18 protein-coding genes are annotated in these 21411 nt (G+C 73.5%); 3 read left to right on the plus strand and 15 right to left on the minus strand.

Annotated elements, in window-relative coordinates; all coding sequences use genetic code 11:
* Window positions 1–10: 10 nt before the first annotated feature.
* The 9 genes from ACFUJY_RS19780 to rimP all read right to left on the minus strand — a co-directional run bounded on the left by ACFUJY_RS19780 (window position 11) and on the right by rimP (window position 11793).
* Window positions 11–964, minus strand: coding sequence for a bifunctional riboflavin kinase/FAD synthetase (locus ACFUJY_RS19780; protein WP_383301129.1), 954 nt, complete (start codon window positions 962–964; stop codon window positions 11–13).
* Window positions 965–1007: 43 nt separating this feature from the next.
* Window positions 1008–4637 (minus strand): trypsin-like peptidase domain-containing protein, encoded by a 3630-nt coding sequence (locus tag ACFUJY_RS19785; RefSeq protein ID WP_383301132.1) that lies wholly within the window; start codon window positions 4635–4637, stop codon window positions 1008–1010.
* Between the two features lie 206 nt (window positions 4638–4843).
* Window positions 4844–5746, minus strand: a complete 903-nt coding sequence (gene truB / locus ACFUJY_RS19790; RefSeq protein ID WP_383301134.1) for a tRNA pseudouridine(55) synthase TruB — start codon at window positions 5744–5746, stop codon at window positions 4844–4846.
* The gene (gene rbfA / locus ACFUJY_RS19795) at window positions 5743–6186 is read right to left on the minus strand and encodes a 30S ribosome-binding factor RbfA (protein WP_143625185.1); all 444 of its coding nucleotides are present in this window, start codon (window positions 6184–6186) and stop codon (window positions 5743–5745) included. Before rbfA ends, truB begins: the two co-directional genes overlap by 4 nt.
* A 23-nt stretch (window positions 6187–6209) precedes the next feature.
* Window positions 6210–6506, minus strand: coding sequence for a DUF503 domain-containing protein (locus tag ACFUJY_RS19800; RefSeq protein ID WP_018521454.1), 297 nt, complete (start codon window positions 6504–6506; stop codon window positions 6210–6212).
* A 137-nt stretch (window positions 6507–6643) separates the two neighbouring features.
* Window positions 6644–9709 carry a translation initiation factor IF-2 gene (gene infB, locus ACFUJY_RS19805; RefSeq protein ID WP_383301138.1) on the minus strand — a complete coding sequence of 1022 codons (3066 nt, stop codon included), beginning with the start codon at window positions 9707–9709 and terminating at the stop codon, window positions 6644–6646.
* Between the two features lie 147 nt (window positions 9710–9856).
* Window positions 9857–10135 carry a YlxR family protein gene (locus tag ACFUJY_RS19810; protein ID WP_383301141.1) on the minus strand — a complete coding sequence of 93 codons (279 nt, stop codon included), beginning with the start codon at window positions 10133–10135 and terminating at the stop codon, window positions 9857–9859.
* A 117-nt stretch (window positions 10136–10252) separates the two neighbouring features.
* Window positions 10253–11293 (minus strand): transcription termination factor NusA, encoded by a 1041-nt coding sequence (gene nusA / locus ACFUJY_RS19815; protein ID WP_383301144.1) that lies wholly within the window; start codon window positions 11291–11293, stop codon window positions 10253–10255.
* A gap of 2 nt (window positions 11294–11295) precedes the next feature.
* Window positions 11296–11793 carry a ribosome maturation factor RimP gene (gene rimP, locus ACFUJY_RS19820; protein ID WP_383301147.1) on the minus strand — a complete coding sequence of 166 codons (498 nt, stop codon included), beginning with the start codon at window positions 11791–11793 and terminating at the stop codon, window positions 11296–11298.
* 175 nt (window positions 11794–11968) lie between these two features.
* Between rimP and ACFUJY_RS19825 the strand changes: the two genes are divergently transcribed.
* From ACFUJY_RS19825 to ACFUJY_RS19835, 3 genes are read left to right on the plus strand one after another with little or no spacing between them, the layout of a single operon-like run.
* Entirely contained in the window at window positions 11969–12484 is a 516-nt protein-coding gene (locus ACFUJY_RS19825; protein WP_383301150.1) for a hypothetical protein, read from the plus strand.
* Entirely contained in the window at window positions 12481–12963 is a 483-nt protein-coding gene (locus ACFUJY_RS19830; RefSeq protein ID WP_383301153.1) for a ferritin-like domain-containing protein, read from the plus strand. The genes ACFUJY_RS19825 and ACFUJY_RS19830 overlap by 4 nt, the downstream gene beginning before the upstream one ends.
* Before the next feature lie 42 nt (window positions 12964–13005).
* Complete coding sequence (locus ACFUJY_RS19835) at window positions 13006–13929, plus strand: aminoglycoside phosphotransferase family protein (RefSeq protein ID WP_383301156.1); 924 nt, start codon at window positions 13006–13008, stop codon at window positions 13927–13929.
* A 57-nt stretch (window positions 13930–13986) separates the two neighbouring features.
* Here the strand turns inward: ACFUJY_RS19835 and ACFUJY_RS19840 are convergent, their stop codons facing one another.
* The 6 genes from ACFUJY_RS19840 to dxr form a co-directional block, all read right to left on the minus strand.
* The gene (locus ACFUJY_RS19840; protein ID WP_383301158.1) at window positions 13987–15690 is read right to left on the minus strand and encodes a proline--tRNA ligase; all 1704 of its coding nucleotides are present in this window, start codon (window positions 15688–15690) and stop codon (window positions 13987–13989) included.
* Between the two features lie 69 nt (window positions 15691–15759).
* On the minus strand, window positions 15760–16329 hold the full coding sequence (locus tag ACFUJY_RS19845) for a GNAT family N-acetyltransferase (RefSeq protein WP_383301161.1): 570 nt from the start codon (window positions 16327–16329) through the stop codon (window positions 15760–15762).
* Between the two features lie 91 nt (window positions 16330–16420).
* Window positions 16421–17266 carry a GNAT family N-acetyltransferase gene (locus ACFUJY_RS19850; protein WP_383301163.1) on the minus strand — a complete coding sequence of 282 codons (846 nt, stop codon included), beginning with the start codon at window positions 17264–17266 and terminating at the stop codon, window positions 16421–16423.
* 163 nt (window positions 17267–17429) lie between these two features.
* The gene (ispG, locus tag ACFUJY_RS19855) at window positions 17430–18584 is read right to left on the minus strand and encodes a flavodoxin-dependent (E)-4-hydroxy-3-methylbut-2-enyl-diphosphate synthase (RefSeq protein WP_361029190.1); all 1155 of its coding nucleotides are present in this window, start codon (window positions 18582–18584) and stop codon (window positions 17430–17432) included.
* 186 nt (window positions 18585–18770) lie between these two features.
* Entirely contained in the window at window positions 18771–20081 is a 1311-nt protein-coding gene (locus ACFUJY_RS19860) for a M50 family metallopeptidase (RefSeq protein WP_383301167.1), read from the minus strand.
* A complete protein-coding gene (gene dxr / locus ACFUJY_RS19865) occupies window positions 20078–21340 on the minus strand; it encodes a 1-deoxy-D-xylulose-5-phosphate reductoisomerase (RefSeq protein ID WP_383301170.1) in 1263 nt (420 codons plus the stop codon). Before dxr ends, ACFUJY_RS19860 begins: the two co-directional genes overlap by 4 nt.
* Window positions 21341–21411 lie beyond the last annotated feature (71 nt).

A 21411-nucleotide genomic window follows, 5' to 3' on the forward strand; every position in this document is an offset into this window, starting at 1 on the left:
AACCGCGCGGTCAGTCCTGCTCGGCGGCGGCGATCAGCTCGCTGCACCGCTTCACGTCGGCGGCCATCGCCACCAGCAGGTCGTCGATCGTGTCGAACTTCAGCATCCCGCGTACGTACGCCAGAAAGTCCACGGCCACGTGCAGGCCGTACAGGTCCAGGCCGACGCGGTCGATGGCGTACGCCTCGACGGTGCGCTCGGTGCCGTCGAATTGCGGGTTGGTACCGACCGAGATCGCGGCGGGCATCGCCTCGCCGTTCACGTGCAGCCAGCCCGCGTAGACGCCGTCGGCGGGGATCGCGGTGTGCGGGAGGGTCTCGACGTTCGCGGTGGGGAAACCCAGCTCGCGGCCGCGCTGCGCGCCCCGGACGACGACGCCCTCGACGCGGTGCGGGCGGCCCAGGATCTCGGCGGCGCCGGCCACGTCCCCCTCGGCGACCAGGCGCCGGGTGAGCGTGGAGGAGAACGGCTCGCCGCCGCCCGCCGCGCCGCTCACCCGCAGGTCGATGACCTCGACGCGGTAGTCGTGCTCGGCGCCCAGCTCGGCCAGCAGCTCGACGTTCCCCGCGGCCTTGTGGCCGAAACGGAAGTTGGGGCCCTCGATGACCAGTTGGGCGTGCAACTTGTCGACCAGCACCTTCGCGATGAAGTCGGCCGGGGCGAGCCGTGAGAACTCCGTGGTGAACGGCAGGATCAGCATCGCGTCCACGCCCAGCTCCGCCATCAGCTCGGCGCGCCGGTGGTGCGGGGCCAGCAGCGGCGGGTGGCTGCCGGGCCGGACGACCTCGCTGGGGTGCGGGTCGAAGGTCACGACGACCGACGGCACGCCCAGCTCGCGGGCCCGCTCGACGGCGCGGCCGATGATCAGCTGGTGTCCGCGGTGCACCCCGTCGTACGAGCCGATGGTGACGACGCTGCGCCCCCAGTCCTGGGGGATGTCCTCCAAGCCTCGCCAGCGCTGCACTCTGACCGCTCCTCGCCCGAACCTGTGTACGTGGATTTCTCGCTTACGCAGGTCTAAGACTGCCATGCTCACGCCCTGCGGCCTGCATCGGCATGGGCATCGGAGCCCTCAGCGCCTCAACCGTGCGCCGTGCGCTGGGCCCGACGACGGCCGCCCACTCCTGTGGCGCCTCGGCCAGCCAGCCCGCGACCAGCGCGCCGAACCCGGGCACCTCGCGCACCAGCGCGACGAGCCGCCGGTCGAACAGGGCGGCCCCTTCGGGGGTGCGCACGAGGAGCATGCCGGTCCGGTGGACCAGCGCCCGGGTGCGCACCGGCGTCCGCCCGGCGCAGCCGGCCGCGGCGGCCCGCAGCAGGGCCTCCAGGACCACCGGGTCCGGGCTCCCCCCGCGCTGCTCTGCGTCCAGCAGCACCTCCAGGAGCTCGTCGCGGGTGGGCTGCGACGCGGGGCTGCCCGGGGAGGCGAGCACCGCGGCCAGCGATCCCCGGACCGGTGCCGCCGCCGGACGGTCCCGGAGCAGCGCGGTGAGCAGCGGCAGCAGCAGGGCGCGGGCGGCGGGCCCGTGTTCGAGGCGGCGGTCGAGGTACGCGGCGGTGTGCGCCGTGTCCTCCGGGTGGCCCCCGGCGTAGGCGCGTACGAGTCCGGCGGCGTGCAGCGCGAGCTCCGGGGCGTCGATCCCGGCCAGGGCCCGCAGCACCTCGCCCGCGCCCTGGTCCGGCCGCGCGAGCCGGTCCCGGTAGGCGGTCACCACGATGTCCGCGTGCGTGGGGAGGGCTGCGGCGAGCGCGGCGGCGGGCACCCGCACGTCCTGCGGGCCCTCGGCGACGAAGGCCCGGACGGCCTGCGGGAGGTAGCGGGCCCGGGTCCGGGGGTCCGCGACGAGCAGGGCGAGGACCGGCCCGTGCAGTTCGCTGTCGGCCGGGCGGGCCAGCACCGCGAGCACGGCCCGGCGCACCCGGTCGCGGTCCGCGTCCAGGGTCAGGCGGGGGGCGACGAGCGTCGCGTACTGGACGGCGGCGACCCGGCGCGGGCGGCGGTCCTCGTCCCCGGTCCACCGCTCGACGGCCCGGCACAGCGCGGCGGGCTCGTCCTCGGCGAGCGCGGCGAGCAGTTCCTCGGCCCGGGGGTGCCCGGCGTCGACGAGCGCGTCGGTCAGATCGTCGACGGCGAGGTCCCGGCGGGCGTGGAGGAGGGCCTGGGCCGCGGCGGCGACGGTGGGGCGGCCGGGGACGGCGTCCGTGGGCGGCTCGGCGCCGGCGGCCGGCAACGGGCGCTCGTCCGTGAACCAGGCGCACAGGAGGGGCTGCACCGTACGCGGATGGGCGGCGAGCCGCCGGGCGACGGCGTCGAGGAACCGCGCGTCGCCGTCCCCCTCGCCCGGCGGCCCGTCCGCCGGGACGAGGCGGCGGAAGAGGTCCATCCGGTCCGCCTCGGGCAGCCGCAGTCTCCGCCAGAACCACGGCCCGAACTCCGCGTACGCCCCGCGCGCCCCTCCCCCGCCCGCCTCGGCGGAACTCCGCACGACGCGCCCGGCGAGCAGCCGGAGCACACCGAGGTACGGGCGGGCGTCGGGCACCCTGAGCAGGGTTTCGGCGAGCAGGTGCGCGGCCCACCAGCGCGGGTCGGAGAGGGGCCGGGCCCGGTCGCCGTCCGCCCCCTCCGGCAGCCGGTCCAGCGCCTCGATGAGGTCCGCCAGCCGGTGGGCCAGGGCGGCCGTGCCCTGGCGGCGGGAGAGGAGGAGCAGGGCCTGGATCACGGGGCCGATCCGGTGCCGGGGCACGGGCAGGCTGCGCGGCCCGGCCGGAGGCGGGTCCTCGGCCGGCCCGCCCCGCCGGGGGCGCGGCACCCGGGCGCCGTCCTCCGCCGGCTCCGCGTGCCACCGGTGCACCAGCGCCCGCAGGGCCGCGTCCAGATCGAGGTGCGCGCTCTGGATCCGGTCCCCCACCTCCTCGTGGGCGAAGCGGTAGCCGGCGCCGGCCGGGACGAGGAGCCCTTCGCCGAGGACCGCCCGGGCCCACCCCGTGCGCCAGGGGAACAGCTCCTCGAAGGCGGTCCGGTCCAGCTCGCCCTGTCCGGGGCCGAGGCAGCGGCGGGCCGCCTCGTGGACCTGTCCGGCCACCCGGGCCGCCAGGCGCCGCACCGCGGTGGGCCCGGGGCGGCTCCCGGCGGCGATGCGGACGGCGACGCGCAGGCACATCAGGTCGAGGTGGGCGGCGAAGACCTCCTCCGTGCCGGGGCGCGCGGGTGTGCCCGGCGGCAGGGCCTCGCGTACCTCGGCGAGCAGGCGGAGGGTCAGCGGGTGGCGGTCGTGGCCGGCGGCGAGGGCGTCGGGCGGGAGGCCGAGCCCCTCCCGGGCCCGTTCGGCCTGGCCGGCCGTGAAGTCGGTGACGCGGACCGCCGGAGGGAGCCGCCGGGCGGGCCTGGAGGGCCGGTGCAGGGCCTCGGGCGGGTAGAGCGCGCCGGCCGTCTCCCAGTGCTCGGGGCGGCAGCCGACGACGAGCCGGGCGCGGTTCTCGCGGAGCCAGCGGGCCGTTCCGGTGGTCCACTCGGCGAGCCGGTGGGCCAGGACGGGCGGCATCTCCTCCGGGGCGTCCAGCAGGACCAGCAGCGGGACGCCGGAGCCCGCGGCCAGCCGGGCGACCCGCTCGGGCGTGGCGTCGGCCGTGTCGCCCGGGGTCCCGGCGGCGGCGACGATGCGCCCGGCCTGCTGGAGCGTGCGCGCGACGGCGTCGGCGACGGAGGTGTCGTCCGCGAGGAGGTCGGCGCCGCGCAGCCACAGCGTGGGCGCGGGCACCGGACCCGTCGCCCGGCGCGCGGCGATCGCGGCGAGCTCGGTGGTCCGGCCGGTGCCCGGCTCGCCGACGAGACCGAGGACCACGGGCGGTTCCTCCGGTCCGGCCGTGCCGACCGGGCCGGCCGCCGCGAACGCCTCCGCCTCGGCGCGGACGTCGGGCCGCTCCACCGGCTCGGGACGCTCGCCCGGGCCGCCCGCCGAGCCGACGGACATGGCGGTGAGCTGGAGGGCGCCGGCCAGGTTGAGATCGGGGCCGTAGCCGGGGACGGTCGCGGCGTTGCGCCGCAGCAGCTCGCCCAGCGGCCCGTCGGCGGGCGCCCCGGCGAGCGGCGCCGCGCAGCCGGCCGTGGCGTGGGAGGCGCGCAGGGCGAGCCCGAGGACGGCGATGACGGCGCCGCTGTCCGGGTCGAGCACGGGCCCGCCCACCGCCGCGCCGCCCAGCCGGAGCGCGTCGCTGCCGTCCGTTCCGAGGGCCAGTTCCAGGGCGCTGTCGATGCGGTGGGTGCGGCCGCGACTGGTGTAGGTGACCGGCGTGCGGCCCAGCACGCGCGCCTCGCGCAGACCGTGTGCGGCGACCGTCACGTACGTACCGGGGTCGATGCGCTCCCGTACGCGGATGGGGAGCGGCCGGACGCCGAGGGTGTCGGGGCCGCCGGTGGGCAGGAGGGCGAGGTCCCATTCGGGCACGGCGGTGATCTCGGCGGCCTCGACGCGCCGGATGCGGCCGTCCGTGCCGTGCAGCAGGAGGTGCGGAAGGCCGTCGACCGCTTCGTGGCTGGTGACGACCGTGCCCCGGTCGTCGGCGACGAAGCCGGTCCCCCGCGGCCGGCCGGCCGGATCGCACAGTCGTACCAGCGTCGCCCGGTCCCCGCATCCCATGATCCGACGGTAGGCCGCCGAAGATCCCCGCGCGGACCACTCCGGGCGAAAGCGCCCCCGTCACCCCCCTGATTCACTCCGAGCGCCTGCCCGTTGGGGTGAATCCAGGGCGTTCGCCGGACAGAAAGGGGTGGGGGGTCGTGGAGCGGGCACAGGGGGTTCTGCCCGCTCCACGGTGAGGGTCCGGCGAAGGCGCCGTCACCCGGTCAGCCGAAGACGGCGAGGCTCTTGGCCTTGCCCTTCTGCTCCTCGACCAGCACCAGGAACCGCCCGTCCGGCCCGAAGACGGCGACCGGCCCCGGCGGGTGGGCGGGCATGTCCAGGCGTACGCCGTTCAGCAGCAGCTTGGCCCGCTTCTCGTCCACGTCCCAGCGGGGGAACGCCGACGCGGCGGCCTCGCCCACCGGCATGACGGTCAGCTCCTCCTGGTGCTGGTCCAGCGTGCGCGCGGCGTCCAGCCCGTACGGGCCGACGCGGGTGCGCCGCAGGGCGGTCAGATGGCCGCCCACGCCGAGCCCGGCGCCCAGGTCGCGGGCGATGGCGCGGATGTACGTCCCCGAGGAGCAGACCACCGAGACGACCAGGTCGAGGACCGGCGTACCGTCCTCGGCGACCGCCTCGCGGACGTCGTAGACGCGGAAGGACGAGACGGTCACCGGCCGGGCCGGGATCTCGAACTCCTCGCCGCCGCGCACCCGCGCGTAGGACCGCTTGCCGTCGATCTTGATGGCGCTGACCTTCGACGGCACCTGCATGATGTCGCCGGTCAGGGCGGCGACCCCGGCGTCGATCGCCTCCCGGGTGACCCCGGAGGCGTCGGCGGACGAGGTGATCTCGCCCTCCGCGTCGTCGGTGACCGTGTCCTGGCCGAGCCGGATCGTGCCCAGGTACTCCTTCTCGGTCAGCGCGAGGTGGCCGAGGAGCTTGGTGGCCTTCTCGACGCCGAGCACGAGCACACCGGTCGCCATCGGGTCCAGGGTGCCGGCGTGGCCGACGCGACGGGTGCGGGCGATGCCGCGCATCTTGGCGACGACGTCGTGCGAAGTGAAGCCGGACGGCTTGTCGACGATGACAAGGCCATCCGGCGTCCTGTTGTTCTGCGTCGTCATTCGGAGGCGGTGTCCTCGTCCTCCGGCTTGCGGTACGGGTCCGCGTCGCCGGCGTACGTGGCGCCCGAGGACGCCTCGCGCACCTTGGCGTCCGAGGCCCGCGCCCGGTCGAGCAGGTCCTCGATCGCCCGGGCGTTCTCCGGGAGGGCGTCGGCCACGAAGGTCAGCGTCGGGGTGAACTTCGTCCCCGCCGCCGAGCCGACCGCCGAGCGCAGGATGCCCTTGGCGCTCTGCAGACCGGCCGCGGCGCTGGCCCGCTCCTCGTCGTCCCCGTAGACCGTGTAGAAGACCGTGGCCTCCCGCAGGTCACCGGTGACCCGGACGTCCGTGATCGTCACGTGGGTCCCCAGGCGCGGGTCCTTGATGCCGCGCTGCAGTTTCCCGGCGACCACCTCCTGGATGAGGTCCGCCAGCTTCTTAGCCCGCGCGTTGTCGGCCACTGGTCCGTCTCCTTCTGACTTGCTCAATCGTCTTCGTCGCTGTGCAGCCGCCGTCGTACGGACAGCAGCTCCACCTCCGGCCGGGCGGCGACGAGGCGCTCGCACCGGTCGAGTACGTCTGTGAGGTGCCGGGTGTCCCCGGAAACCACGGCCAGGCCGATCTCGGCCCTGCGATGGAGGTCCTGCCCGCCCGTCTCCGCCGCGCTCACCGCGTACTTGCGCTGGAGTTCGGCGACGATCGGACGGACCACGGAACGCTTCTCCTTCAGCGACCGTACGTCGCCGAGAAGCAGGTCGAAGGACAGTGTCCCCACATACATGTATGCCCGGATGTCCCGCCGGTTCGGGTTCGCGCCCCGCCGATGATCGGCGGGGACACAAGAACCGTACACGGAACGGCCGGGGCCGATCGACGGAAATAGGTCCCGTCGACCGGCCCCGACTGTTGAGGTACGGGTCAGCCTCGCGGCTTCTCGCGCATCTCGTACGTCGCGATGACGTCGTCGATCTTGATGTCGTTGAAGTTCCCGAGGTTGATACCGCCCTCGAAGCCTTCGCGGATCTCGGTGACGTCGTCCTTGAAGCGGCGCAGACCGGAGATGGTGAGGTTCTCCGCGACGACCTTGCCGTCGCGCAGCAGGCGCGCCTTGGTGTTGCGCTTGACCTCGCCGGACCGGACGAGCACACCGGCGATGTTGCCCAGCTTGGACGAGCGGAAGATCTCGCGGATCTCCGCCGTACCCAGCTCGACCTCTTCGTACTCCGGCTTGAGCATGCCCTTGAGGGCCGCCTCGATCTCCTCGATCGCCTGGTAGATGACCGAGTAGTAGCGGACGTCCACACCCTCGCGGTCGGCCATCTGCTGCGCACGCCCGGCGGCGCGCACGTTGAAGCCGATCACGATGGCGTCGGAGCCGGTCGCCAGGTCGATGTCCGACTCGGTGACCGCACCCACACCGCGGTGCAGGACCCGGATGTCGACCTCTTCACCGACGTCGAGCTGGAGCAGCGAGGACTCGAGGGCCTCCACCGAACCGGACGCGTCGCCCTTGATGATGAGGTTGAGCTCCTGGACCAGACCGGCCTTGAGCGCCTCGTCCAGGTTCTCCAGGGAGAACCGGACACCCTTGCGGGCGAAGTTGGCGTTGCGCTCGCGGGCGGCACGCTTCTCGGCGATCTGGCGGGCCGTACGGTCCTCGTCCACGACGAGGAAGTTGTCGCCGGCGCCCGGGACGTTGGTGAGACCGAGCACGAGGACGGGGGTCGACGGACCCGCTTCCTCGACGTTCTCGCCCTTGTCGTCGAGCATCGCGCGGACACGGCCGTAGGCGTCGCCGACCACCATCGTGTCGCCGACCCGCAGGGTGCCTCGCTGGACCAGGACGGTCGCGACGGCACCGCGGCCGCGGTCGAGGTGGGACTCGATCGCGATGCCCTGCGCGTCCTGCTCCGGGTTGGCCCGCAGGTCGAGCGAGGCGTCGGCGGTGAGGACGACGGCCTCCAGCAGCTGGTCGATGTGCAGACCCTGCTTGGCGGAGATGTCGACGAACATCGTGTCGCCGCCGTACTCCTCGGCCACCAGACCGAACTCGGTGAGCTGGCCGCGCACCTTGGTCGGGTCGGCGCCCTCGACGTCGATCTTGTTGACCGCGACCACGATCGGCACGTCGGCCGCCTTGGCGTGGTTCAGCGCCTCGATCGTCTGGGGCATCACACCGTCGTTCGCCGCCACCACGAGGATCGCGATGTCGGTCGACTTCGCACCGCGGGCACGCATGGCGGTGAACGCCTCGTGACCCGGGGTGTCGATGAAGGTGATCCGACGGTCCTCGCCGTTGACGTCCGCGGAGACCTGGTAGGCACCGATGTGCTGGGTGATGCCGCCGGCCTCGCCCGCGATGACGTTCGTCTTGCGGATCGCGTCCAGGAGTCGCGTCTTACCGTGGTCGACGTGACCCATGACGGTCACGACCGGCGGACGCGGCAGCAGGGCCTCGTCGCCGCCCTCGTCCTCGCCGAACTCGATGTCGAAGGACTCGAGCAGCTCGCGGTCCTCCTCCTCCGGGCTGACGATCTCCAGGACGAAGTTCATCTCGTCCGCGAGGAGCTTCAGCGTCTCGTCGGAGACGGACTGCGTGGCGGTGACCATCTCGCCGAGGTTCATCATGACGCCGACCAGCGAAGCCGGGTTGGCGTTGATCTTCTCGGCGAAGTCGGTGAGCGAGGCACCGCGCGACAGCCGGACGGCCTGTCCGTTGCCGCGAGGCAGCATCACGCCGCCGACCGACGGGGCCTGCATGGCCTCGTACTCCTGGCGCCTCTGCCGCTTCGACTTGCGGCCACGACGCGCAGGACCGCCGGGACGGCCGAAGGCGCCCTGCGTTCCACCACGGCCACCGGGGCCGCCGGGACGTCCACCGAAGCCGGGACGGCCGCCGAAGCCACCGCCGCCGCCGGGACGGCCCGCGCCGCCACCGCCGCCACCGGGACGGCCGGCGAAGCCGCCGCCACCGCCGCCGGGACCGGCCGGACGACCGGCGAAGCCACCGCCGCCGGGACGGCCCGCGCCGCCCGGACGACCGCCGCCGCCGGGACCGCGGCCACCGCCGGGGCCACCACCGGGACGCGGGCCGGCAGCGGGACGCTGCGGCATCATGCCCGGGTTGGGCCGGTTGCCACCGGGGCCGCCGCCCGGACGGGGCGCCTGCGGCCGGGGCATGCCGCCCGGGGTCGGACGCGGCGCGCCACCCTGGCCCTGCGGGCGCGGGGCGCCACCGGGGCCGCCCTGCGGACGCGGGGCGCCGGGGCGCTCCTGGCCGCCACCGGGACGCGGGGCGCCGCCGGGACGGGGGGCCTGCGGACGGGACATGCCCGTCGAGCCACCGGAGGTGAAGGGGTTGTTGCCCGGACGGGGACCGGCCGGACGGGCGCCGGGGCGCGGGGCGCCCTGGCCGGCGGGACGCGCGGGGCGCTCGCCGCCGCGGCCGCCGTCACGCTGGCCGCCGCCCTGCTGACCGGACGGGGCCGGACGCGCGGGACGGGGGCCGGGGGTCGCGCCGGTGGGGCGCGGTGCCTGCGGCGCGGCCGGCTGGGCCGGGGCCGGGGCCGAGAACTCCGCGGCGGGCACCGGCGTGACCGGGGCCTTCGGCGCGGGCTTCGGGCCCGGACGCGGGCCGGGGGCCGGCGCCGACGGGGCGGAGGGGGTGCTGCTCGGGGCCTCGGCGGCGGCCGGCTTGGGGGCCGGGGCGCCGGGCTTCGGGGCAGCGGGACGTGCCGCGGGGGCCGGAGACGGCGCCGCGGGCTTGGCGGGGGCGGCCTTGCGGGGCGCGCCCGGCTTGGCAGCGGGCTTGCCGGCGTTGCCGCCGGGCCCCTGCAGTGCGTCAGTCAACTTGCGCACGACCGGCGCCTCGATCGTCGAGGACGCCGAACGGACGAATTCACCGAGTTCTTGGAGCTTGGCCATGACGACCTTGCTCTCCACACCGAACTCCTTGGCGAGTTCGTATACCCGGACCTTAGCCACTTCGCTCCTTTTAGGTCCGGGTTACCGCCGGACCGTCGCTACTTCATGGGCGTACTCATCGCGTACTCATCGAGTGCTCATCGCAATCTCGACCTACTTCCAACTCGCGAGGTACCTGACCGCACGGGGACCCGTGCCGTTCATTTCTTACGGTGTCACCCGCTCGACGAACCGCTGTACCGCGGTCGGGTCGAACGGCCCCTTGGCCTTGAAGGCCCGGGGGAATGCCCGGCGGCGAACCGCCAGGTCCAGACAGTCGGGGACGGGATGCACGTACGCACCCCGGCCGGGCAGCGTACCGCGAGGATCGGGGACGCAGGCGTCCCCGTCCGCGACGATGCGCAGCAACTCGTTCTTGGCCGCCCGCTCCCGGCATCCCACACAGGTTCGCTCAGGGCAAGCGCGGGCGAGCGTCCGGCCAGACACGGCTAAGTCTACCTCCCCGCACCGACCTCACCCCTTTGGGGCAAAAATCGAACGTACGTTGTCGTGATCTCAGCGACCGGCCGACGGGATCTATTCCCGGGGGCCGCTCCGCGTGCGTCAGCGCCGGTCCGAGCGCTCCCGGGCCCGCTCGGCGCGCTCCCGGTCGGCGACGTCGCGCTCGGCGTCGGTCTCGGTGTCCGGGCGGATGTCGATGCGCCAGCCGGTGAGCCGGGCGGCCAGGCGGGCGTTCTGCCCCTCCTTGCCGATCGCCAGGGAGAGCTGGTAGTCCGGCACGGTCACCCGGGCGGAACGGGCACCGAGGTCGACGACCTCGACCTCGCTCACCCGTGCGGGTGACAGCGCGTTGGCGACCATCTCCGCCGGGTCGTCCGACCAGTCGACGATGTCGATCTTCTCGCCGTGCAGCTCGGCCATCACGTTGCGCACGCGTCCGCCCATCGGGCCGATGCAGGCGCCCTTGGCGTTCAGCCCCGAACGGGTCGAGCGGACCGCGATCTTGGTGCGGTGGCCGGCCTCGCGGGCGATCGCGCAGATCTCGACGGAACCGTCGGCGATCTCCGGGACCTCCAGCGCGAAGAGTTTCTTCACCAGGTTGGGGTGGGTCCGCGACAGCGTGACGGAGGGACCGCGCACGCCCTTGGCGACACGCACAACGTACGTGCGCAGCCGCAGGCCGTGGGTGTACTCCTCGCCGGGCACCTGCTCCTGCACCGGCAGGATGGCCTCCAGCTTGCCGATGTCGACCAGGACGTTCTTCGGGTCCTTGCCCTGCTGGACGACGCCGGTGACGACATCGCCCTCGTGGCCGGCGTACTCGCCGAACGTGCGGTCGTCCTCGGCGTCGCGCAGACGCTGGAGGATGACCTGCTTGGCGGTGGTCGCGGCGATCCGGCCGAAGCCCGACGGGGTGTCGTCGAACTCCTTGGGCTCCTGCCCCTCCTCCAGGTCAGCCGCGTCCTCCTTGGCCCACACCGTCACATGGCCGCGCTCGTCCAGCTCCACGCGCGCCCTGCGGTGGCTGCCGTCCGTGCGGTGGTACGCGATGAGGAGGGCCGACTCGATCGCCTCGACCAGGACGTCGAACGGGATCTCCTTGTCCTGCGCCAAGCCCTTCAGGAGCTTCACGTCGATGTCCACGGCTACGCCTCCTCTTCCTTCTTGTCCTTGCGGTTGAATTCCAGCTCCACGCGGGCCTTGGCGATCTCGTCGAAGGCGATCCGGCGGGCGGTGGGCTTGCGGCCCTTGACGCCCGGCACCTCCAGGTCGAGACCGTCCTCGTCCACCGCGAGGATGCGGGCCACCAGCTCGCCGCCCTCGCGCAGGGTCAGCCTGGCGAGGCGCCCGGTGGCGCGTACGTAATGGCGGTGCTCCGAGAGCGGGCGGTCGGCGCCGGGCGAACTGACCTCCAGGACGTATTCGTCCTCGCCCATGACGTCGGTCTCGTCCAGCTTCGCGGAGATCGCGCGGCTCAGCTCCGCGCAGGCGTCGAGCTCGACGCCCTCATCGGAATCCACGACGATCCGCAGCACCCTGCGGCGGCCTGCCCGGGAGACTTCGATCTCTTCCAGCTCCAGCTGCTCGGCGCTGACGAGCGGTTCGACCAGCCCGCGCAGCCTCTCGCTCTGGGTGGTGCTCATCCGGGTGACTCCTCGGCCGCGTGTGCTGTTGTGGGGATCTCGCGTGTCTGGTCAAAGGGTATCCGGTCGCAAGGGGTGTTGCTGTCCGCCGGTCCCCCGAGCGCGGGTACGCTCACAGGCGGTGATCACTTCCGGACAGATCCAGTCAAGACAGGTCCAGCCCGAAGGAGAGCAAGTGCGGCGTACGGGGACGACGCGCAGGGGCGCGCTCGCGGCGACCGGCGCGCTGGCCGCCGGGGCGGTGCTGTCCGGCTGCGGAAGCGACGACGACGGCACGGGCGGAGGCACCAAGGGCTCCGCGCACGGGGCTTCCTCAATGCGCGCGGAGAAGGCGCTGCGCGCCGGCGCCACCCGCACCACGGCGACCCTGCTGGCCGGCTACGAGCACGCGCTGCGGGCCCACCCGGCGGCGGCGGCGGCCCTCACCCCCCTGCGCGACGCGGTCCGCGCCCACCTCAAGGCGCTCTCCCCGGAGAAGGCCCCCGCGCCCGGTACGGCCCGCTCGCGCGCCACCGGACCCGCCGCCGCGGTCAAGGAGCTGGCGGCGGCCGAACGCTCCGCGGCGGACGCCTACACCGCGCTGCTCCCGGAGGCGCCCGGCGAGCTGGCCCGGCTGCTGGCCTCGGTCGCCGCCGCCTGCGCGGCGCACGCCTACCTGCTGACCGAACTGGCCAAGGAGACCCCGGCATGAGCGACGGCACGAACGACGGCCCGCTGGCGGCGGCCCAGGCGGCGCTGGCCGCCGAGCACGCCGCCGTCTACGGCTACGGGGTCGCGGGCGGCCGGGTCGCCGCGGAGCGCCGGGCCGAGGCCACCGCCGCGTTCCACGCCCACCGCGCCCGCCGCGACGCCCTGGTGCGCACGGTCCGCGACCTGGGCGGTGAGCCGGTGGCCTCGGACGCCGCGTACGCCCTGCCGTTCGCGGTGCCGGACGCGGCGGCGGCGGTCCGACTCGCCGCCGTGCTGGAGGACCGCGTCGGGTACGTCTACTCCGACCTGGTCCGGGCCGCCGACGGCTCGTTGCGGCGCAGCGCGGCGGACGCGTTGCGGGAGGCCGCGGTACGCGCGGCGCGCTGGCGGGGCAGCGGCGTACCCTTTCCCGGGCTCGCGGAGCGGGCCGGGGCGAAGGCCGGAACGGACGCGAAGGCCGGAGCCGGTGCCCGGCGCTGACACGGGCGCACCGCAGAAGGCTTGAAAGGGAACACAGCACGTATGGGTTTTGAACCGCCGCAGCGTCTGGTGCGAGCGCTCGGTGAGTCGTACGGGGATACGGCCGCCGGGGACTGGCTCGCGGGGCTGCCCGCACTGACCGCACAGGCGCTGGCCGCGACCGGCCGCGCCCCGGTCGTGGAGCGGGTCGCGGCCCCCGGCGGGCGCAGCAGTCTGGTTCTGCTGGTCCGGGGGGCCGACTCCACCCCGGCCGCCCTGAAGCTGGCCCCGTCCGGTGCCGCGCCGGAGCTCGAACAGGCGGCGCTGGCGCACTGGAACGGCTGGGGCGCGGTGCGGCTGCTCGACCCCGCGGACGGCGGGCGGCCCGTGCCGGGCGCGCTGCTGCTGGAGCGGCTGCACCCCGAGATGTCGCTGCGCTCGCTGCCGGAGGCGAAGGCGCTCCTGGAGGCCGCCGGGACGGTCCGCCGGCTGTGGGTCGACCCGCCGGCCGGGCACGGCTTCGAGACGGTGGCCGAGCGGACCGGGCGGCGGGTGGACGCCATGCGCGCCGCCGCCGCGTCCGATCCCGCGCTCGAACCGCTGGTCACCGCCGCGCTGGCGGCCCGCGACGAGCTGGTCGCCGGCTCCTTCGAGACGCTGCTGCTGCACGGCAACTTCCGGCAGAGCAAGGTGCTCGCGGGTGAGCGGGCGCCCTGGCTGACGGTCGGGCCGGAGCCGCTGGTCGGCGAGCGGGCCTATGACCTGGCGCGGCTGGTCCGGGACCGGGTGGAGGACCTGATCGCGTCGCCCGCCGGGGCGACGACGGCCCGGCGCAGGGTCAGGAAGCTCGCCGACTCGCTGGACGTGGACCAGGAACGGCTGCACGGCTGGACGCTGTTCCGTGCCGTGGAGTCGGGCACCCGGGCGCTGGCGGCCGGGCGCCGTCAGGAGGGCGAAGTGACCCTGGAGTTCGCCGGCTGGCTGTAGACCGCGCGCAGGGGCCCGCACGGAAGTTCCGTGCGGGGCCCCTGCGCGTGCGGAGCGTCAGTCCTGCTGTTCGGAGAGGCGGGCGACGGCCTCCTCGACCGTCAGCTCCTCGCGCTCGCCGGTGCGGCGGTCCTTCAGCTCCAGGACGCCTTCGGCCGAGCGGCGGCCGGCGACCAGGATCTTCGGGACGCCGATCAGCTCGGAGTCGGTGAACTTGACGCCGGGCGAGACGCCGGCGCGGTCGTCCACCAGGACGCGCAGTCCGGCGGCGGCCAGCTTGTCGGAGACCTCCAGGGCCAGTTCGGTCTGGAGCGCCTTGCCGGCGGCGACGACGTGGACGTCGGCCGGGGCGACCTCGCGGGGCCAGCACAGGCCCTTGTCGTCGGCGGTCTGCTCGGCGAGGGCGGCCACGGCGCGGGAGACGCCGATGCCGTACGAGCCCATCGTGACGCGGACGGGCTTGCCCTGCTGGCCGAGCACGTCGAGCGCGAAGATGTCGGCGTACTTGCGGCCGAGCTGGAAGATGTGGCCGATCTCGATGGCGCGGTCGACCTGGAGGCCGGTGCCGCACTCGGGGCAGGGGTCGCCCGCCTCGACCACGACGACGTCGAGGTAGTCGTCCACCTCGAAGTCGCGGCCCGCGACGACGTTCTTCGCGTGCTTGCCGTCCTTGTTGGCGCCGGTGATCCAGGAGGTGCCGGGGGCGACGCGGGGGTCGGCGATGTAGCGGACCTTCTCCAGGCCCTGGGGGCCGACGTAGCCGCGTACGAGGTCGGGGCGGCCCACGAAGTCCTCGGCGGTGACCAGCTCGACGACGGCCGGGGCCAGGTGCTCGCCCAGCTTGCCGAGGTCCACCTCGCGGTCGCCGGGGACGCCCACGGCCACGATCTCGCCGTCGACCTTGACCAGCAGGTTCTTCAGGGTGGCGGAGGCCGGTACGCCGAGGTGGGCGGCCAGGGTCTCGATGGTCGGGGTGTCGGGGGTGTCCAGCTCCTCGACGGGGCCGGTGCCCGAGGCGTCGCCGGGGGCGGCGTTGAAGGTGACGGCCTCGGTGTTGGCCGCGTAGTCGCAGTTCGGGCAGTCCACGAAGGTGTCCTCGCCGGCGGGCGCCGGGGCCAGGAACTCCTCGGAGGCGGAGCCGCCCATGGCGCCGGAGACGGCGGAGACGATGCGGTGGTCCAGGCCGAGCCGCTCGAAGATGCGGATGTACGCGGCGCGGTGCAGCTGGTACGCCTCGGCCAGGCCCTCGTCGGTGGTGTCGAAGGAGTACGAGTCCTTCATCTGGAACTCGCGGCCGCGCAGCACACCGGCCCGGGGGCGGGCCTCGTCGCGGTACTTCGTCTGGATCTGGTACAGGATGACCGGCAGGTCCTTGTAGGACGAGCACATGTCCTTGACGACCTGGGTGAAGATCTCCTCGTGGGTGGGGCCGAGGAGGTAGTCGGAGCCCTTGCGGTCCTGGAGCCGGAACAGCAGGTCGCCGTACTCGTCGTACCGGCCGCTCGCCTCGTAGGGCTCCTTGGGCAGCAGCGCGGGGAGCAGGACCTCCTGGCCGCCGATGGCGTCCATCTCCTCGCGGACGACGCGGGTGATGTTCTCCAGGACCTTCTTGCCGAGCGGCAGCCAGGTCCAGATTCCGGCGGCGGTGCGTCGTACGTAGCCGGCTCGGACGAGGAGCTTGTGGTTGAGCGTCTCGGCGTCCGCCGGGTCGTCGCGCAGTGTCTTGATCATCAATCGGGACATGCGCTGGACCTGGGCCATGGTGAACTCCTGCTCGGAAGGGTGATGGGCCCGAGGTTAGCGGGGCGGCCCGTGCGGGCGGAAATCCATTCAGCGAGTCCGGCGCAGTGGCAGGGGCGCTCCCATGACCGCGTACGGCTTGGGGGCGCTGGGGAAGAGCACCTGGCGGGCCAGGTCCTGGTAGCCGAGGGAGCGGTACAGGCCGCGGGCCGGGCTCTCGGTGTCGATCGCGGAGAGGATCGAGCGGGGCTGGGCGACGGCGTCGGTGACGGTGGTGATCAGGGTGCGGCCGAGGCCCCGGTTCTGGAAGTCCGGGTGGACGTGGAGTTCGGTGATCACGAAGGCGTCGTCCAGCCAGTGGGCGCTGCCGGTGGCGCGGAGGTAGGGCTCGACCACGGTGGACCACCAGTGGCCGCGGTCGTTGGGCATGCCGTAGACGAAGCCGGCGAGCCGGCCCTCGGGTGTCAGGGCGCCGAGCGCGCGGGCGTGCGGGTGGTCCAGGTGCCGGAGCACGATGTGCCGGCGGACCTCGACCTCTCCGGCGCTCAGCCCGAAGGCGACGGCCTGGACCGCCAGCGCCTCGTCGACGCGGGCCGCGAGGTCGATCGGCCCGACCCGGACGCCGGTGGTGCGGGGGCCGCCCCCGGAATCTGCTGCCATGGGCCGACCCTACTGTCCGGGCCGCCCGGGGTCCTTCGTTTGGATCAGGCCGGCTCAGCGTGATCCCCACGAAGGGCCCCCTGGGGGCCGGTCAGAAGAGCACGCTCATGAAGGCGCCGGTCTCCCGGAAGCCGATGCGGCGGTACGCCTTGCGCGCGGGGGTGTTGTAGTCGTTGACGTAGAGGCTGACGACCGGGGCCACGTCGGCCAGGGCGTACCGCAGTACGGCGGCCATGCCGGTCTCGGAGAGGCCGCGGCCGCGGAACTCCGGGGCGACCCACACGCCCTGGATCTGGCACGCCTGGGGTGTGGTGGCGCCGATCTCCGCCTTGAAGACGACCTTGCCGTCGTCGATCCGGGCGAAGGAGCGGCCGGCGCCGATGAGTTCGGCGACGCGGGCCTGGTAGAGGAGTCCGCCGTCGCCGGCGAGCGGGGAGACGCCGACCTCCTCGGTGAACATGTCCACGCAGGCGGGCATGAGGACGTCCATCTCGTCCTTGCGGACGCGGCGGACCAGCGGGTCGGGCTCCACGTCGGCGGACGGGCTCTCGGTGACCATGAGGGGCTGGTTGGCCCGGACCTCGCGGGCGGGGCCCCAGCCCGGTTCGAGGAGGCGCCACAGTTCGGCGGTGGGCTCGGCGGGGCCGACGATCGAGGAGCAGCGGCGGCCGGCCCGGCGGGCGCGCTCGGCGAAGGCGCGGACGGCTTCGGGGCCGGCGCAGATGGGGACGAGGTTGGCGCCCGAGTAGCACAGGGAGCGCAGTCGGCCGTCGGCGTACCAGCCCCACATCTCGCCGCCGAGGCGCCAGGGGTCGAGTCCGGCGATCTGGACGCGGGACGTCACGAAGGCGTTGGCCACGGGCTCGCTCTCCAGGACGGCGAGCGCGGCACCGAGGTCGCTGGGTTCGAGGACCCGGGTAGTGGTGTGCGTCAACACGAGGGGGCCTCACCATGCGGTCTGCTGATTTCCGCACTGTAACCGAAGAGCCTGAGCGACGCCGCCCGTGCCCGGGAAAGGCGGTGCGCACCCGCTGTGAACCCGCACACGGCAGCGCCCCGCGGAGGGGTCCTCGCGGGGCGCTGCCTGGGTCCGGGGGGGGTCAGCTGATGGAGACCTCGGGCTCGCCGGAGGCGACGCCGTCCTTCTCCATCTGCTCGGCGATCTTCATGGCTTCCTCGATGAGGGTCTCCACGATCTTCGACTCGGGCACGGTCTTGATGACCTCGCCCTTGACGAAGATCTGGCCCTTGCCGTTGCCGGAGGCGACGCCGAGGTCGGCCTCCCGGGCCTCGCCGGGGCCGTTGACGACGCAGCCCATGACGGCGACGCGCAGCGGGACCTCCATGCCCTCCAGACCGGCGCTGACCTGGTCGGCGAGCTTGTAGACGTCGACCTGGGCGCGGCCGCAGGAGGGGCAGGAGACGATCTCCAGGCGGCGCTGGCGCAGGTTCAGCGACTCCAGGATCTGGATGCCGACCTTGACCTCCTCGGCGGGCGGCGCGGAGAGCGAGACGCGGATGGTGTCGCCGATGCCCTCGCTGAGCAGGGCGCCGAAGGCGACGGCCGACTTGATGGTGCCCTGGAAGGCGGGGCCGGCCTCGGTGACGCCGAGGTGCAGCGGGTAGTCGCACTGGGCGGCCAGCTGGCGGTAGGCGTTGACCATCACGACGGGGTCGTTGTGCTTGACCGAGATCTTGATGTCGCGGAAGTCGTGCTCCTCGAAGAGGGACGCCTCCCAGAGCGCGGACTCGACCAGCGCCTCGGGGGTGGCCTTGCCGTACTTCTGCAGCAGCCGGGCGTCCAGCGAGCCGGCGTTGACGCCGATCCGGATCGGCGTGCCGGCGTCCTTCGCGGCGCGCGCGATCTCCTTGACCTTGTCGTCGAACTGCTTGATGTTGCCCGGGTTCACGCGCACCGCCGCGCAGCCGGCGTCGATCGCGGCGAAGACGTACTTCGGCTGGAAGTGGATGTCCGCGATCACCGGGATCTGCGACTTGGCCGCGATGGTCTTCAGGGCGTCCGCGTCGTCCTGCGTGGGGCAGGCCACGCGCACGATCTGGCAGCCGGAGGCGGTGAGTTCGGCGATCTGCTGAAGCGTGGCGCCGATGTCGGACGTACGGGTGGTCGTCATCGACTGCACCGAGACGGGGGCGTCCCCGCCGACCGCAACCGATCCGACCTGGATCTTCCGGCTGACCCGCCGTTCGGCGAGCTTGGTCGGAACGGCGGGCATTCCGAGAGAAATCGCAGTCATGCGCTGAGCATCCCCAAGGTGTGGATCGAGGTCCCGGTATCGGCGGGCTCCGGCCTTCGAGGTTACGTCACCGGAAGCAGCCGGGAGCACACCGCGTCCGGGCCGGTACGGAATGTCGGCCCGCCGGGCGCGCCCCGCACACCGCCGGTCACCGGCGGTGCACCGGGCGCGTCCGGCACGCCCCGGTCAGGTGATCTTGACCGGGTTGACCACGTCGGCGACGAGGACGAGGAGGGTGAAGCAGATGAAGACCCCGGCGACCACGTAGGCGACGGGCATCAGCTTGGCGACGTCGAAGGGGCCGGGGTCGGGGCGCTTGAAGACCCGGGCCGTGTTCCGGCGCAGCGCCTCCCACAGGGCCCCCGCGATGTGGCCGCCGTCGAGCGGGAGCAGCGGGAGCATGTTGAAGAGGAACAGCGAGAGGTTGAAGCCGGCCAGCAGGAACAGCATCATCGCGATCTGGCTCTGGGCCGGTACGTCCAGCGTCATCACCTCGCCGCCGATCCGGGCCGCGCCGACGACGCCGACCGGGGAGTCCGCGGCGCGTTCGCCGTCGCTGAAGGCGGCGTCCCACAGGGCGGGGATCTTCGACGGCAGGGCGATGATCGAGTCGACGCCGTTCTCCAGCATGTCGCCCATCCGCACGACCGAGTCGCCGAAGGAGAGCGGGATGATCTCCCTGTTCGCCTCGAACCCGAGGTAGCCGGCCGTGACGTACTTCCCGGCGACCGCCTCGCCGTCGGCGTCCTTCTTCAGGACGGCGTTCTTCATGAGGACCGCGTGCAGGGTCTTCTCGTGCCCGTCGCGCTCGACCGTGATGGTGGCGGGGCCGACGGTGCCGCGGATGCGGTCGGAGAGGGTGTCCCAGGAGTCCATCCGCTCGCCGTCGAAGGCGACGATCCGGTCGCCCTTCTTCAGCCCGGCGGCCTGCGCGGGCGAGACGGCGTCGGACTTCTCGCAGGTGTCGCGCTTCGCGCTCTGCGGGATGACGCACTTCTGGACGCCGGCGACCTCGGTGGTGTTGGTCTGGAAGCCGAAGGTCATGGAGACGCCGAGGAAGATCGCGACGGCCAGCACCAGGTTCATGAAGGGGCCGGCGAACATCACGATGACGCGTTTCCACGGCTTGCGGGTGTAGAAGAGGCGGTCCTCGTCGCCCGGCTGGAGCTCCTCGAAGGAGGCGGATCTGGCGTCCTCGATCATGCCGCGCCAGGGCGAGGTGGAGCGGGCCTCCAGCTTCCCGTCGGGGCCGGGCGGGAACATTCCGATCATCCGGATGTAGCCGCCGGCCGGGATGGCCTTGATGCCGTACTCGGTGTCGCCCTTCTTGCGGGACCAGATGGTGGGGCCGAAGCCGACCATGTACTGGGGGACGCGGATGCCGAAGAGCTTGGCGGTGGAGAGGTGGCCCAGTTCGTGCCAGGCGATGGAGAAGAGCAGACCGAACGCGAAGACGGCGATGCCGAGAATCGTCAGCAGGATCGTCGTCATGCTCATGCGCGTGCCTCCGCAATGGCCTTGGCCGAGAGTTCCCGGGCCCGGGTCCGCGCCCAGGTCTCCGCTTCCAGTACGTCCGCGACGGTCAGAGAAGTTCCCGACGCGGGCGTTCCGTGTTCGCCCACCACCGCGGTGACCGTGTCCATGATGCCGTTGAAGGGCAGCTTGCCGGACAGGAACGCGTCGACGCACTCCTCGTTGGCCGCGTTGAACACGGCGGGCGCGGTGCCGCCCAGCGCGCCGACGTGCCGGGCGAGGCCGACGGACGGGAAGGCCTCGGTGTCCAGCGGGAGGAACTCCCAGGTGGACGCCTTCGTCCAGTCGAAGGCGGGCGCCGCGTCGGGCACCCGCAGCGGCCAGCCGAGGCCGATGGCGATCGGGCCGCACATGTCGGGCGGGGTGACCTGGGCGAGCGTGGAGCCGTCGGTGAACTCGACCATGGAGTGCACGTACGACTGGGGGTGGACGACGACCTCGATGCGGTCGAAGGGGATGTCGTAGAGCAGGTGCGCCTCGATGACTTCGAGGCCCTTGTTGACGAGGGTGGCCGAGTTCACGGTGATGACCGGGCCCATGGCCCAGGTCGGGTGCGCCAGGGCCTGCTCCGGGGTGACCTCGGCCAGCTCGCTCCTGGTCCGGCCGCGGAAGGGACCGCCGGACGCGGTGACGACGAGCCGGCGCACGTCGGCGCGGGTGCCGCCGGCGAGCGCCTGGAAGAGCGCGGCGTGCTCCGAGTCGACGGGGATGATCTGCCCCGGGGCGGCCAGCGCCTTGACCAGGGGGCCGCCGACGATCAGGGACTCCTTGTTGGCGAGCGCCAGGGTGCGGCCCGCCTTCAGGGCGGCCAGGGTGGGGGCGAGGCCGATGGAGCCGGTGATGCCGTTGAGCACGGTGTGGCAGTCGCTCGCGGCCAGCTCCGTCGCCGCCTCGGGTCCGGCGAGGATCTCGGGGAGCGGTTCGCCGGCCCCGTACTCCTGTCGCAGCGCCTCGCGCAGGGCGGGTACGGCCTCGGGCGAGGCGACGCCGACCGTGCGCACCTTCAGCAGGCGGGCCTGCTCGGCGAGGAGGGCGACCCGGCCGCCGGCCGCGGACAGCGCGGTCACGCGGAAGAGGTCGGGGTTGCGCAGCACCAGGTCGATGGCCTGGGTGCCGATGGACCCGGTGGAGCCGAGGATGACGAGATCCCGGCGTCCTTCCACGGCGTCGAAGACGAGGTGCGGGTCGGCGAGAGGGGCAGGGCTGTCGGTCATGCGCCCCATTGTCGCCGCTCCCCCTGTGCGCGGGGACAGGGTGTCCCGGGTTGACCCGTGCGTGTCCCCGCCCCCGCGTC

Source organism: Streptomyces sp. NPDC057249 (assembly GCF_042669245.1).
Lineage (GTDB): Bacteria > Actinomycetota > Actinomycetes > Streptomycetales > Streptomycetaceae > Streptomyces.